11 protein-coding genes and 2 pseudogenes are annotated in these 13,708 nt (G+C 62.4%); 12 read left to right on the forward strand and 1 reads right to left on the reverse strand.

The genetic code is table 11. The features are described 5' to 3' along the window. The first annotated feature begins 6 nt into the window (after window positions 1–6). From BK658_RS03415 to BK658_RS03450, 8 genes and pseudogenes are all read left to right on the forward strand, one after another. Entirely contained in the window at window positions 7–1,149 is a 1,143-nt protein-coding gene (locus BK658_RS03415) for an NAD(P)/FAD-dependent oxidoreductase (protein WP_123581064.1), read from the forward strand. After that, the gene (locus BK658_RS03420; RefSeq protein ID WP_123581065.1) at window positions 1,146–2,093 is read left to right on the forward strand and encodes an ABC transporter substrate-binding protein; all 948 of its coding nucleotides are present in this window, start codon (window positions 1,146–1,148) and stop codon (window positions 2,091–2,093) included. The genes BK658_RS03415 and BK658_RS03420 overlap by 4 nt, the downstream gene beginning before the upstream one ends. 50 nt (window positions 2,094–2,143) lie before the next feature. After that, window positions 2,144–3,490, forward strand: a complete 1,347-nt coding sequence (locus BK658_RS03425; RefSeq protein ID WP_123581066.1) for a SidA/IucD/PvdA family monooxygenase — start codon at window positions 2,144–2,146, stop codon at window positions 3,488–3,490. Further along, window positions 3,471–5,483, forward strand: a complete 2,013-nt coding sequence (gene sbnB / locus BK658_RS03430; RefSeq protein ID WP_123581067.1) for a 2,3-diaminopropionate biosynthesis protein SbnB — start codon at window positions 3,471–3,473, stop codon at window positions 5,481–5,483. The genes BK658_RS03425 and sbnB overlap by 20 nt, the downstream gene beginning before the upstream one ends. After that, a pseudogene (locus BK658_RS03435) lies at window positions 5,446–7,204 on the forward strand (FAD/NAD(P)-binding protein). Before sbnB ends, BK658_RS03435 begins: the two are co-directional and overlap by 38 nt. A 91-nt stretch (window positions 7,205–7,295) precedes the next feature. After that, window positions 7,296–7,940, forward strand: a complete 645-nt coding sequence (locus BK658_RS03440; RefSeq protein ID WP_123581069.1) for a LysE family transporter — start codon at window positions 7,296–7,298, stop codon at window positions 7,938–7,940. Between the two features lie 48 nt (window positions 7,941–7,988). Next, on the forward strand, window positions 7,989–9,143 hold the full coding sequence (locus tag BK658_RS03445) for an iron-containing alcohol dehydrogenase (RefSeq protein ID WP_123581070.1): 1,155 nt from the start codon (window positions 7,989–7,991) through the stop codon (window positions 9,141–9,143). Then, entirely contained in the window at window positions 9,144–10,304 is a 1,161-nt protein-coding gene (locus tag BK658_RS03450) for a serine hydrolase domain-containing protein (RefSeq protein ID WP_404943162.1), read from the forward strand. 60 nt (window positions 10,305–10,364) lie between these two features. Here the strand turns inward: BK658_RS03450 and ftrA are convergent, their stop codons facing one another. Then, entirely contained in the window at window positions 10,365–11,318 is a 954-nt protein-coding gene (ftrA, locus tag BK658_RS03455; RefSeq protein ID WP_123581071.1) for a transcriptional regulator FtrA, read from the reverse strand. Between the two features lie 131 nt (window positions 11,319–11,449). On the opposite strand from ftrA, the gene BK658_RS03460 reads away from it, so the two are divergent. The 4 genes and pseudogenes from BK658_RS03460 to BK658_RS30250 form a co-directional block, all read left to right on the forward strand. Next, window positions 11,450–12,055, forward strand: a complete 606-nt coding sequence (locus tag BK658_RS03460; protein WP_123581072.1) for a DJ-1/PfpI family protein — start codon at window positions 11,450–11,452, stop codon at window positions 12,053–12,055. A 290-nt stretch (window positions 12,056–12,345) separates the two neighbouring features. Further along, complete coding sequence (locus BK658_RS03465) at window positions 12,346–12,621, forward strand: LysR family transcriptional regulator (RefSeq protein ID WP_123581073.1); 276 nt, start codon at window positions 12,346–12,348, stop codon at window positions 12,619–12,621. A gap of 5 nt (window positions 12,622–12,626) precedes the next feature. Next, window positions 12,627–13,193 (forward strand): LysR substrate-binding domain-containing protein, encoded by a 567-nt coding sequence (locus BK658_RS03470; RefSeq protein WP_259740045.1) that lies wholly within the window; start codon window positions 12,627–12,629, stop codon window positions 13,191–13,193. Between the two features lie 276 nt (window positions 13,194–13,469). Continuing rightward, window positions 13,470–13,655, forward strand: a pseudogene (locus tag BK658_RS30250) (BRO-N domain-containing protein); the annotation flags it as partial. Between the last annotated feature and the right edge of the window lie 53 nt (window positions 13,656–13,708).

The following is a 13,708-nucleotide window of genomic DNA, read 5'->3' on the forward strand; positions in this document are numbered from 1 at the left end:
CGCAGTATGTTCATGGAATGTGAAGTCGCGGTGATTGGCGCCGGCATCATTGGCGCAAGCGTGGCCGCCCGGTTATCCCGTGCAGGCATCAACACTGCGCTTATCGAGCGCGGTGTGTGTGGCGGCGCGGGGTCCAGTGCCTGGTCGGGCGGCCTGGTCCGGCTCTATGACCCGGACCCGGTGCTCAGGGAACTGGCGGCACTGTCCATCGGGTTGATGCACCAGGGCGTTTTCGCCGACACCTACGCGGCAGCCTTGCGCCGCACCGGGGTGATCTACCGGACGGCGGCCGAGCGGCTCGATGACCTCACCCAGGCGATCGAGCAGTACGACAGCCCGCAGTATCCACTGGTACTGATCGCCAATGCGGTCCTGGATGGCCAAAGCTACCCGCGCTGCGCGGACGCTGAGCGCATCAACCTGTATGAAGCCAATGCCTGTGTCGGCAATGTGCGTCTGGCGACCAGCGCACTGGCCAATGTGGTGCGCCAGCACGGCTTGTTGCTGGAGCACATGTCGGTGCAAGCGCTGGAATACCTGCCCGACGGCGATGTCAGTATCGACATGGGTCAGGCGACCCTGCGCTGTCGCGTCGTGGTGTTGGCCACCGGCGCCTGGAGCGGGCAGTTAGTGCCGCAACTGGACCTGCAGACCCGCTCAATCCCGCTGGCGCGAATTGTCACGCCGCAGCTGGCGACGATGCCGGTGATCGACGAGGTGGCCCACGCCTACGCGATACCGCTGAACAGCACGGTGTCGCAAACGGGCAGCAACCTGCGTCAGCGCGTGGCGTTTCCCGAAGACCTGGCGCGCCCCGACGCCCGCCAGGCCGCCGATGCCCTGCAAGCTCGGGCTCGTTTGTGCGGCGGGCCAGACGGTCAGGTGCTGGATGTCTTGCCCGGCTTCGATGGTTACAGTGCCGATGGCAGGCCCCTTCTCGGCTTTCTCGCCGACGACAGCCCGCTGTTCGTGGCAACTGGCATGAGTGGAGTGGGTTTCAAACTCGCCCCAGGGCTGGCGCAGATCGCGTGTGAGCAGATCCAGCGCCGACTCCGTGGCTCGGCCGCAGTCGGCCCGGAATGGTCGGTGCTGTCGCCGCGTCGCGGGCTGCACCAACCGGCGCTGGCGCGTCAGGGGGTACAACCATGAAAGTCGCGGTCAGTGCCTTGTTCGACCCCGCCGACACGCCCCATGCGCGGACCTTCATGCGTGCCTTGGCGTTAGCGCGCAATACCCTGCCAGGACTGGCCAGGGTGCAGTGGCGCTTCCTCGACGACGGCGCCCATCCCGTGCGCGCCGCAGAGGTAGCGCGGGAATTGATTGCCTGGCAGGCGAACATCGTCATCGGGCATTTTTCCTCGGACGCCGCCATGGCCGCGGCGCCGTTGTACCAAGCCGCCGGGATCCTGCTGCTGACACCGGCAGCGACCCTCGACAGCCTGACTGTCGAGCATCCCAACGTCTTGCGCGGTTGCCCTTCGGATCGCCAATTGGCCGTGGACCTGGTGCGTTGGCTTGACGCTCGCGGCTGGCACCGGCTGTACCTCGATGCTGACCCCAGTGCTCACGGCCAGGCCTTGCGCAGCGTCATCACCCAGACCGCCCGACAAGCTGGCCTGCAGCCGGTCGAAGATCCCGAACAGGCGCAGGTTGAAGTCTTCTCCGGACGTTTGCGCAGCAGCCGCGAGTACTGGCGCAAGCGCCGCGATTCGGGGATTCAACGACCGATCATGCTGACCGACGATGCCGCCTCTGTGCACTTGGGTTGCGCTGACGAGGATGACCGCAACACCTACGTCATCGGCTTTGACGCAGCCACCGAACTGACCACTGGCTGTGCGGTGCTGCTGGAGCACAAAGCCTGGTTCGGCACCGGGCCGCAGACCTACGGGCTTGAAAGCCTGAAGTTGCTGTACGTGCTGGATGCGCTGATTGCCGTGCCGGAACACCCCGGTGGCTGGATCAAGCGGCTGACGCCGTTCACCTTTCAAAGCCCCTGGGGCGAGGTCCGTTTCAAGGACGGCGAATGCCTGGGTGCGCACCACCGCATCTGGCAACTGGGCCCAACAGGCCTGGGACCGCCCGGCGATTAGCCGGCTAGCAATCACCTGCTGCAAACCCTTTCAATCAACGAGAACTGCTTATGTTCAGCTCGACGTCATCCCCTGCCCGTCCCGATGCCCTGTGCATTGGCTTCGGCCCTGCGGGCATCGCTTTATCCTGTGTGTTCGAAGAGGCCCGGGAAGCCGGCGATACCCTTTCCCACCTTCAGGTGCGCTACCTGGAAGCCGCCGCCGATAGCCAATGGCACAAGGAACTGCTGCTCAAGGGCACGGACATCAACCACCATGTGTTTCGCGACCTGGTCACGCCGCGCAACCCGCGCAGCCCATTCTCGTTCGCCATGTACCTGCACCAGCAGGGGCGTATGTTCGACTTCGGCCTGCTGGGCCGTCCGGCCAGCCGTCACGAGTGGTCCGACTACTTGAACTGGGTGGCCCGTCAGGTCGACCAGCAGACCCTCTACAACACACCGGTCAGCGAGATTTTGCCGGTGGTGCGCAACGGCCGGCTCAGCGCGCTGGCCGTACAAACCCCTCAAGGCCGCCTGGAGACCCGCAATCTGGTGCTGTCCAGTGGCAGCCTGCCACGGATACCGACGGCTTTTGTGCCGCTGCTTGGACCACGGGTGTTCCATACCTCGCAGTTCCTCAGCCGCCTGCACGCCTTCGGTGAGCAACTGCCCAAGCGCTGGCTGGTCATCGGTTCCGGCCAGAGCGCCAGCGAATCGGTGCTGGAGCTGGTGGAGCGCCGGCAAGACATTGAAATCCATTCGTCGCACCGATCGGCCGGGTTTAAATTGACCCAGCTGGGGCAGTTTCCGAACCGGGTGTTCTCACCCGAACATGTCGACTACTTCCATCGCCTCGATCATGGCGCGCGACGCAAATTCCTCGATTGGAGCCGTGCCACCAACTATGCCGGCATCGACCCGGACGAGAGCCAGAAACTGTTTTCGTTGATCTACGAAGACAACCTGGCCGGTCGCCAGCGCCTGCGCACCTACGCTTACCGCGAAGTGGGCGCTGTGGTGCAGACCGACGCCGGTTATCAGGTCACCCTCACCGATACCTTCAGCGGCCTGGAAGAGGTGCTGGAAGTCGACGCCATCATCCTCGCCACCGGTTACCAGCAGCCACTCTTGCCACCGTTGCTGGCGTGCCTGCAACCCTGGCTGCGCACCGATGTGGACGGCGGGTTGATGATTGACCGCGACTATCGCATGGCGCTGCACGACGACGCCGACGTCGGCCTCTGGGTCAACGGTCTTTCCGAGCGCAGCCACGGCATCAGTGACAGCCAGTCGTTTTCGCTGATGGCCCTGCGTGCCGGACGCATCGCCAAGGCCCTGGAGCGGGCTGTTGAAGCTCAAGCCCAAAACTCCCACCTCAAGGAAGAGAGTGATTTGCATGTACCAGAATGTCTCTGAAATCATTCACGACCAGGCCTTTCTCGAAGTCCACGGGCTGGGCCCTGACTTCCACCTGAAACTGGAATCACTGAACCCCGCTGGCTCCATCAAGCTCAAGACCGCTGTCGGGCTGATCGATGACTTGCAGGCCAAGGGCTTGATTCAGCCGACAACCCGGCTGATCGAATCTTCGTCCGGCAACCTCGGCGTGGCTCTGGCGATGGTCTGCGCCGAGCGCGGCCTCCACTTTACCTGCGTGATCGACCCCAATACCGCTGCACACAATGTGAGCATGATGCGCAGCTATGGCGCCGAGGTTATCCTGGTCGACACCCTTGATGCCAATGGCGGCTTTCTGGGCAGCCGGATCGCGCTGATCAAAGACACGCTCAAATGCGATTCGCGCTACGTGTGGCTCAACCAGTATGAAAACCCCGCCAACCCGCAGGCCCATGCCCGGACCACGGCGCACTCGATAGGGCAGCACTTCGGGCAGGTCGACTACCTGTTTATTGGCGCAGGCACCACCGGGACCTTGATGGGGTGCGTCGAGTACTTCCGCCGCCATCGGCCGAACACCCGGATCATCGCGGTCGACAGCCTCGGCTCGGTGACCTTCGGCACCCCTGCCGCGCGTCGCTACATTCCGGGCCTGGGCACCAGCCAGCGGCCGCCGATTTTCAAGCCCGAAGGCATTCATGCGCTGGAGCTGGTGGCGGAGTCGCGGGCCGTGGCCATGTGCCGGTGGCTGGCGCGCAACAAAGGCCTTCTGGCCGGTGGTTCGACGGGCTCGGTGATTGCCGCGATTTACGCCTGGCGCGATCGCATCGAGCCGGGGGCGGTGGTGGTGGCGTTGTCGCCGGACTGGGGCGACCGCTATCTGGACAGCATCTACGACGACCAGTGGGTGCATCAGCACTTTGGTGCCGAGGCCTTGCAACCGCAGCTGTCGACCATGGACAGCACAGCAGGTAGCACGCTCTACCTGGAGGAAAAATCAGTGCAACAGATGCCCTTTCATGTGGTTGACGGTAAAACCGTGGCCCACTTGCTGCAGCAAGATCCGCTGGCCTGTATCAACGATGTGCGCAACGCCTATCAGGCCCACCACCGTGGCCAATCGGTAAACCCGGACAGCTACTTTCTACGCTTTCCTCAGGCCCCGGCCAACCGCATCATCGCCCTGCCGGCCAGCCTCTCCGGTGACCCGGCGGTCAGTGGCATCAAGTGGATTTCAAGCTTTCCGGGCAATACCGAGTCAGGCCTGCAACGCGCCAGCGCGGTGCTGCTGCTCAACGATCCGCACACCGGCTACGCCTATGCCTGCCTTGAGGCGTCGCGGATCAGCGCCATGCGCACGGCGGCCTCGGCGGTGCTCGGTGCCCGCTGGCTGAACCGGCAGCGGCGCCAGGTAACGCGCATGAGCGTGATTGGCGCGGGCTTCATCGCCCGCAATATCCTCGACCTGTTTGTCCACGATGGCTGGGACATCGGCCAGTTGAGCGTGTTCGACACCCATGCGCCGTCGGCCCAGGCGCTGATCGACCATGCCACCCAGGCCCATGGGCTGACGACTGCTGCGGCCGAGGATCTCAGCCACGCCCTGCAGGCAGACCTGGTGGTCTTCGCCACCACCGCCGCGCAACCCTACGTGCTGGACCATGAGTTCCAGCCCGGCCAGATCATCCTTAACATTTCCCTGCGCGACATTGGCCCTCAGTTGATTGCCAGAGCCAATAACATCGTCGACGACGTCGAGCATTGCCTCAAGGCCCAGACGTCACTGGACCTGGCGGTGCAGCACTTCCAGGATCGCTCGTTCATCACCGGCACCCTGGCGCAGCTGATGTGCGGCGAAGTGGAAACCTGCCCTGACCGGGCGACGATTTTCTCACCCTTCGGCCTCGGCATACTGGACCTTGCCGTCGGTCAGCGACTCTACCGCCAGGCCCTGAATGAAGGCAGCGCATTGCCTGTGCCGAACTTCTTCTTCGAATCGGCGAGGTGGTGAACATGGACCACTTACACACCAGACACACACGCCTCGCCATCGTCGGCATGGGTTTCCGTGGGCTTAGTGTCCTTGAGCAACTGCTCATCAGACTGTGTGAACTTGACGGCCTTGACCTGCGAATCGAGGTGTTCGAACCGCGCCTGCCTGGCAGCGGCTTGCACAGCAGTGACCAGCCCGACTACCTGATGCTCAACACCATAGCCGGGCAGATCCAGGCGCTGGTGCAAGGCCCGGACTTTCTCCAATGGTGCCAGGCACAGGCGCTGCGCCTCGACGCCCGCGGGCATGTATGCTCCGACGAACAGGGTCGCGCCATAGGGTTCGGCGACTTCCTCCCACGCCGCTTGCTGGGGCAATACCTGGAGGATTGCTGGCAGCTATTGCTGGCGCGTTGCCCTGCCGGGGTGACCATCGTTGTACACACCGAGCAGGTCATCGGCGCCAAGGCAGAGCACGGCACAACAGCCTTTTTGCTGGAGACCGACCAGGGTCGCTGCATGCAGGTCGACGGCCTGATTCTGACCACCGGCCACGGTACGCTGGCGCAACCAGAGATCGGCAACCAACACCGGGTCGCCATCGAAGGGCTGGGGTTGAGCGCCATGGACCTGCTTGCGCAGTTGACCGAAGGCCGTGGCGGGCGCTTTGTCCGCGCCCAGGGTCAATGGCGTTACCAGCGCTCGGGCCAGGAGCCGCAGATTGACCTGTACTCGCGCTCAGGCTTGCCCTTCCATGCCCGGCCGCAATGGCAGGCGCCGACCCAAGACAGGCCGCCAGCGCTGTTCTTCACCACTGCTGCCATTGAGCAATTGCGCCAGCAGCATGCGGATCGGCGCCTGGACTTCGACGCTGATCTGCTGCCGCTGATCGAGGACGAAATGCGTTGCGCCTTTTATCGGACCCAGGCGCGGCTCGACGGGGTCGACAGCGCGGCGCTGGAGTCGACGCTGCAAGCCGCCACACAGCCGACCTCAAGGGCCGAGTGTTTTGCAAGGCTTGCCTATACTCTGGGGCCGTTCGAACCGCGCGACTGGATGCCCACCGAACGCTGGAGCGGTGACCCGCAACATTACGGCGAATGGTTCCGTCAGTGGATCAGCCGAGACCTGGCGGACAGCCATCTGGGCACCTCGGGCAGCCCGCTGAAAGCCGCGCTGGAGGTCTGGCGCGACTGCCGCGAGCAATTGCGCCAGGCGGTGGATCGCAACGGTTTGAACGAGGCCTCGACCCTGAGGTTTTTCCGCACCTGGGCGGGGCTGTCCAACCGTCTGGTCGGAGGGCCGCAGAAGGAGCGCTACGAAGATCTGCTGGCGTTGATCGAGGCTGGCGTGGTCAGAGTACTGGCCCCCGACGCCCGCGAAATAGCAATGGTGGACTGCGAGCGGGTCATCGTCGCCAGGGTGCCCCACAGTGGCCTGCGCGCCACTGACAGCGCACTGATGCACGACTTGCAGGCGCAGGGGCTGATCCGCGCCGCGCACCCCGGCCCTGCCGACGGCATCGTCATCGACAACAGCGGTCGCGCTTCTGCGGCTGATGGCCGGCCGCAGCAACGTCTGTGGGTGCTGGGGCCGGCGGTGGAAGGCTGCACCTTTTACAACCACTACGTCGCGACACCCGACCCACAGTGCGCTGCCATCCGGGAGGCCAGGTTGTTAACAGCCGATTGCCTTGAGGCACTGGGCATCGGCCAACACCTGGCCGTTGCCTGCGCATGAATGACCTCCGTCAGGCACGGGCCTGACGGACTTACTGATCGATCTGACTTTTCAATCCAGCTTTTCAATCTAAGAAACGAGGTTTATCTCCATGTCCGAGATCACTCTGCTGTGCGCCCTCGCCGGCGCTTTTATCGTGCTGATCGTAAGCCCTGGCCCGAACTTTCTGGTCATCACCCAACTGTCGTTCAGACAGTCTCGTCAGCAAGGCGTGTCTGCCGGGCTGGGGGTAGCGTCCGGCAGTATCCTCTGGGCGTTGCTGGCCGCAACCGGGCTGGGCATCATCTTCCAATACCTGCCGTGGTTGCAGCCCTCGCTGCAACTGCTGGGCGGCGCTTACTTGAGCTGGCTTGGCTACAAAAGCCTGCGCAATGCCGGCACCCAGCCCCAGCCCCGCAACCTTGGCGCCCTGGGCATCAGCAGCCTGGGGCGGGCATATCGCTTTGGTCTATTGACCAATCTCACCAACCCCAAAGCCCTGGCGTTCTATACCAGTGTGTTCTCAACCGTCACCTCGCCCGGCTTGCCGATGTGGGTGCGCGGCGCCGGCGTTTCGATCATCGGCGTGCTGGCCATTTCCTGGTTCGTGCTGCTGGCCACGCTGTTTTCCATTCCCGCGATCCAGGTCCGCTACCAACGGCGCAAAAAAGCCATCGATATCGCCACCGGCCTGTTCATGGTCGCGTTCGGCCTGCGCCTGCTGTCGGGCTTGCTACCCGCTGGAACCTTTAGCTGACCGGCGTGTTGACACCTCCTTTCCGTCATTCAATCAGGACCCCTTTCCATGCACAGTAACGATTGGCACTACCCCACTTCCATCCGCGTCGGCGCCGGGCGCGCCAGCGAATTGCCACAGGCCTGCGAGGAGATCGGCATGCGCCGGCCCCTGTTGGTCACTGACCGTTTTCTGGGCGGCACAGAGATGATCGCCCGCGCGGTTGACCATTGTCAGACGGTACTGGGCCATTGCGGCCTGTTCAGCGAGGTCAAGGGCAACCCCACCGGTAATAACGTCGCCCAAGGCCTGGAGGCCTATCACCGTGGTGGGCACGACGGGGTGATCGCCTTCGGCGGCGGCTCGGCCCTGGATGCCGCCAAAGCGATCGCCTTGATGACTGGCCAGACCCGCCCCCTGTGGGATTTCGAGGACAGCGCCGGTAACCAGGGTTTCGTCAACCTCGCCGGCATCGCCCCGGTGATCGCCCTGCCCACCACCGCCGGAACCGGCTCGGAGGTGGGCCGCGCCTCGGTGATTACCGATGAACAGGCGCGGGTCAAGCGCACCATCCTGCACCTGCGCATGATGCCGCGCATCGCCATCCTCGACGCGGAACTGACGGCCGGGATGCCCGCCCACCTGACCGCTGCCACCGGCGCCGACGCCCTGACCCATTGCATGGAGGCCTGGTGCTCACCGGTCTACCACCCGATGGCCGAAGCGCTGGCAGCCAAAGGCATGAGCATGATCCGCGACGCCCTGCCAGCGGTGATGGCCGACGGTCAGGATCTGCCTGCTCGCCAGCAGATGTTGGTGGCCTCAAGCCTGGGGGCGGCGGCGTTTCAACGCGGGCTGGGCGGCGTGCATGCCATCGCGCAAAGCCTCGGCGCGCTGTATGACCAACACCACGGGCTGTTGAATGCGATTGTGCTGCCCTATGTGCTGCAGGCCAACGCCTCGGTGTTGAGCGATTGCATGACCGAACTGGCGCACCAGCTGCGTCTGCCCAAGCCCGGCTTCAGCGGGGTCATGGACTGGGTGCTGGGGTTGCGCGAGCAGATCGGCATCCCGCACACGCTCAGGGCCATCGGTATTGATGACACCGACGCCGAGCTGGTCGGGCGGATGTCCTTCCTGGACGGCTGCTCGCACACCAATCCGATCCGCCATGATGCCGAAGGCTATGCGCGAATCTTCCGCCAGGCCGTGGAGGGCTGCTAGGTGTCCACGGCCGAGCGACGCATACGCATCGATACTGCCACCCTGGAAGCGCTGGCGCAGAACTGGGTTGGCTTCGTCGACAGCGGACGTATCGTCGGTGGCGTGCTGCTACTGGCTCAGGATGGCGAGCTTCGCTACGCCTCGGCACGAGGTTGGGCCGACCGCGAACAGCGAATTGCGGTGACCCGCGACACCCGCTTTCGTCTCGCCTCGCTGACCAAACTGGTCACCTCGGTAACGGCCCTGAGCCTGTGTGAGCAGGGCCTGCTGAATCTCGACGGACCCATCAGCGAGTGGCTGGCGGATTTCCGTCCGGGCTTGAGCAACGGGCGCCAGGCGTCGATCAATTTGCGCCAGTTACTGTCGCACACGGCGGGGTTGTCCTACGGGTTTGAGCAGCCGCCGGGTAACGCCTATGAGAGGGCCGGCGTCTGCGATGGCCTCGCTCACTCAGGGATAAGCCTGGCCGAGAACCTGCAGCGGTTGGCCAGATTACCGCTACTGTTCGAGCCCGGCAGTCGCTGGCAATACTCGTTGGCGACTGACGTGGTGGGTGCGCTGATCGAACAGGTCACCGGGCTGTCACTGGCTCAGGCTTGCCAGCACTGGGTACTGGCGCCGCTGGGGATGTCGGCCAGCGGTTTTGCGCCTATGGACGGGACAGTGCTGGCCAGGGTCTATCAGGATGCCGAGGGCGGGCCGCGGGCCATCAGTGGCCAAACGACGCTAGCGCTTGACACGGGCCGGGCATGGCTCAACTCCGAGCGGGCGCTGGACCCCGGTGCTTATCCGTCGGGGGGCGCTGGCTTGCTGAGCAGCGCCGATGACTACCTGCGCTTGCTGGAATGCCTGCGGCTGGGTGGTGCACCGCTCTTGAGTGCTGCCACGACCGCCGACCTATTCAGTGATGCTTTGGGTGGACGCGGCATCGAGCGACGCGGACCGGGCTGGGGTTTTGGTTTGGGCACATTGCTGTTGCGTGATCCGCAGGCGGCCGGACAACCGCAGGGCGCAGGAACATGGTCCTGGTGTGGGCTTTATGGCAGCCATTATTGGGTTGATCCGCGTAGCGGCCTCAGCCTGGTAGCAGTCACCAATACTGGCGTGGTGGGGGCATGGGGGGGCTTTGCCGATGCACTCGTCGAGGCGATTTATACTTGAGAGAGACTGAGGTTGCACCTAGGCAGACCAAGCCCCTCCGGTCTCCTGCCTGGGTCTTCCTCAGACCCTGGCAAACCGCTTACGGTATTGGCTGGGGCTGATCCCCAGGCGTTTGCGAAAATGTCGGCGGAACGACTCTTCCGAACCGAACCCTGCGAACTCCCCCACCTCAATCAAGCGTAACAGCGACGACTCCAGCAACTCCTTGGCGTAAGCAATGCGCTCTCCCAGTAACCACTCATAAGGCGTCTGTCCGGTACTGTCGATGAAACCGCGGTGCAGGGTACGCGGACTAACGGCTGCGTAGCGGGCCATTTTTTCGATAGTGTATGGGCTCTGGAGGCTGTTACGCACCCAATCCATAACCCGCGAAATCGGCCCTTCATGGGCATAGATCAATTGCCGCGAAGCGTATTGCGATTGACCGCCATCACGATGGGGGGCAATCACCAACCGTTGCGCGATCATATTGGCCACCCGCGCGCCATGATCGGAGCGCACCAGATGCAGCATCATGTCCAGCCCCGCCGCGGAGCCTGCGGCCGTGACAATCTGCCCCTGATCGACATACAAGGCATTGGGTTGCACGTTGATACTGGGGTATTTGCGCGCCAGCAGATCAGTGAAGCGCCAGTGCGTAGTCGCCGCGCGGCCATTCAGCAAGCCAGCCTCCGCCAGCACGAAGGCGCCCGTACAAATCGAGCAGATCCGCGCGCCGCGTTGATGGGCGGCCTTGAGCTGAGCGATTAGCGTCTCGGGCACCTTTGCCTCCACATCACGCCAGCCGGGCACGATGATGGTATCTGCTTGGTCAATGAGGTTGGGCTCATGGGTAGGCCCGATAGTAACTCCGCCGGCGGCGGTAATCACTCCAGACTCTACGGCGCAGGTTGCGAACGAGTACCAGTCGACCCCGAGTTCGGAGCGTTTGAGGGCGAAAACCTCAACTACACAACCGAATTCGAAGGTGCAGAGTTGATTATATATAAGGGCGACGACCAAATGTTTATCCATGGCACGATATTACCGCACATTGTCATTTGAGACAGTAGTTGCGAACACGGGGACTGGCTAATCTTGCTGCCACTGGTCTGTCAGACCGGGTCAATACAGCTCGGTCGCACTGACCGTCAAAGGAGTTACTTGTGTCCCTGAATATCGGTATCTATGTATTTGATGAAGTAGAAGTGCTGGACTTCGCCGGTCCTTACGAAGTATTCACCACGGCCTCACGGATGCACACTCGCCGCAGCGGAGACCAGGCGCCGCTGTTCAACGTATTCACTATCGGCCAGAGCACCGCCTCGGTAAAAGCCCGCGCCGGGCTGAAAGTGCACCCTGACTTCTCCATACACGATCATCCCTCCCTCGACTGCCTGATCATTCCAGGCGGGGTCGTTATCGCTGAACTGAATAAAGCCGAAGTCATTGACTGGATTGCGCGCTTGGCGACCCCCGAGCGCTTGACCGCCTCGGTGTGCACCGGTGCCTTCCTGCTGGCCAAAACCGGTCGACTGGATGGCAAGCAGGCCACCACCCACTGGGAAGATATCGAGGACATGCGAGAAATGTTCCCAGCGGTGAATGTCATCAGTGGGTTGCGCTGGGTCGATGAAGGTGCAGTGATTTCTTCGGCCGGCATTTCTGCCGGTATCGATATGAGTCTGCATCTGGTGGAGCGGTTGGGCGATCGTGAACTGGCTGAACGCACAGCGCTACAGCTTGACTTCGACTGGACCGAGAATAATTGACTTGTCAGTGGCTCGAGCACTGAACGCCAGGTTAAAACGTCTCGACACACCATCCGCCCCCCGAACGTTCGGACATTTTCCTGCCTACCGGCCCCTACAAACGTCTGATGCCTCGCCTGATGGATTGAGTTGCCCCTTGAGCCCTGTAGTGGTCAACAAATTCCGGACACCGCGCTGACGCTTCTTCGCATTCTCTGCACCACTTCCAATCGCCCACCTCCGCTGAGCCTGCGCTCAGCGGAGCTTTTGCGCCTGCTCTTTCATACCCCATCCCTCTAAGGATTTTTCAAATGAAAACCCACTTCTTCAGCGTCGTCCAGACGGTCGCAGACCTCGGTTCTTTTTCTGAAGCAGCGGCCGTGCTGGGATGTAGCCAGTCCAATATCAGTTACGCCATCAACGAAGTTGAACGCTACTTTGAAAAACGCCTGTTCGCCCGCGCCCGCAGTGGCTGCACCCTGACCTCTGAAGGACATACCGTGCTGCAAAGCCTCAACCATGTCATGGCGACACTTGAGCAACTAAAAAAAATGAGGTCAGCGGCAGTGTCAGGCTCTGCTATCTGACGGACATCGAAGAGACGCACCTCAACGAGGTGTTCGACACCTTGTGGCAACTCTATCCAATGGTGCAACTGACGGCCGTGCACCTCAGCGAACGAGAGCTTTCAAAAGACCTGTTGAAACGCGAAACAGCCGATATCTTCATCGCCCCGAGCACAATCCTGGACGGCCAACACCTGGAGCACTCTCATTGGTCAGGCCACTATGTACTGGTAGTGCCTCAAGGCTATGAGCGCCAAACCCACGCGCAGCTGTTTGGTTCAATGCCCTACCTGGGCTATCGCCACGCTGGCGGCGAGAGATTGATGAGTCAGTTGGCCGAACTTCCCTACCTGACCCAGCGCGGCGAAATAAGCTGCGTGCAGACGTTACTGAGCCTGATCGGCGCAGGCCACTGCTGGTCCATCCTGCCCAGCACCGTGCTGCCCCCCTCACCTAGGAAAATCCGCTACATGCCGCTGCCAATGCATCTGAAGAGGCGCATCTCGGTGATCGCACGCCCTATGTCATTGCTGTCCGCGGCAGCCAGAGTGGTGATCGAAATCCTCAAAAATAGCGACCGCGTCGCAGACTGATGGCGAAGGCGGAAGATCCCTCATGGCTGCGAGGCCATGAGGGTGCGGATTCCACGGCCATCCGGCCACCCATTCCATGAACATCCGGCCACTGATTCCACGGTGATCCGGCCACCCGTTCCACGCTCATCCGGCCACCCTTAAGGCAGGCAGCAACGCAGGATTAATTCACTACCATCGACCTCTTTTATCGAAGCAGAGAGGTCGTCGTGGAGCGGTTATCCATGCGTAAAATTCGAGAAGTGCTACGTCTCAAATTCGAGGTCGGCCTATCCGATCCCCCACGTCTTCACCCGCCACAAACTCCACCTCCACGCCCTGCTGCTGGAAAACCAGCCTTGGTTCAGTGCCCGCGACCTCGGTCGATTACTTCGACTTTTCCTCGACGAACGAGCACTACGCAAACTCGACCCTGATCAACACCAAACCGTGACAATGCACATCCACGGCTGCATCGAACATAACGCCGACACCCGCAACATCCTGCGAAGGTTTCGCTCCTCTGCCGCCGCGCT

Source organism: Pseudomonas brassicacearum, assembly GCF_003732175.1.
In the GTDB taxonomy this organism is placed as follows: Bacteria; Pseudomonadota; Gammaproteobacteria; order Pseudomonadales; family Pseudomonadaceae; genus Aquipseudomonas; species Aquipseudomonas brassicacearum_G.

Bases quoted from the DNA above. Each gene is read 5' to 3' on its own strand.
- BK658_RS03415 (WP_123581064.1), top strand. From the start codon at position 7: ATGTTCATGGAATGTGAAGTCGCGGTGATTGGCGCCGGCATCATTGGC.
- BK658_RS03420 (WP_123581065.1), top strand. From the start codon at position 1,146: ATGAAAGTCGCGGTCAGTGCCTTGTTCGACCCCGCCGACACGCCCCAT.
- BK658_RS03425 (WP_123581066.1), top strand. From the start codon at position 2,144: ATGTTCAGCTCGACGTCATCCCCTGCCCGTCCCGATGCCCTGTGCATT.
- sbnB (WP_123581067.1), top strand. From the start codon at position 3,471: ATGTACCAGAATGTCTCTGAAATCATTCACGACCAGGCCTTTCTCGAA.
- BK658_RS03440 (WP_123581069.1), top strand. From the start codon at position 7,296: ATGTCCGAGATCACTCTGCTGTGCGCCCTCGCCGGCGCTTTTATCGTG.
- BK658_RS03445 (WP_123581070.1), top strand. From the start codon at position 7,989: ATGCACAGTAACGATTGGCACTACCCCACTTCCATCCGCGTCGGCGCC.
- ftrA (WP_123581071.1), bottom strand. From the start codon at position 11,318: ATGGATAAACATTTGGTCGTCGCCCTTATATATAATCAACTCTGCACC.
- BK658_RS03465 (WP_123581073.1), top strand. From the start codon at position 12,346: ATGAAAACCCACTTCTTCAGCGTCGTCCAGACGGTCGCAGACCTCGGT.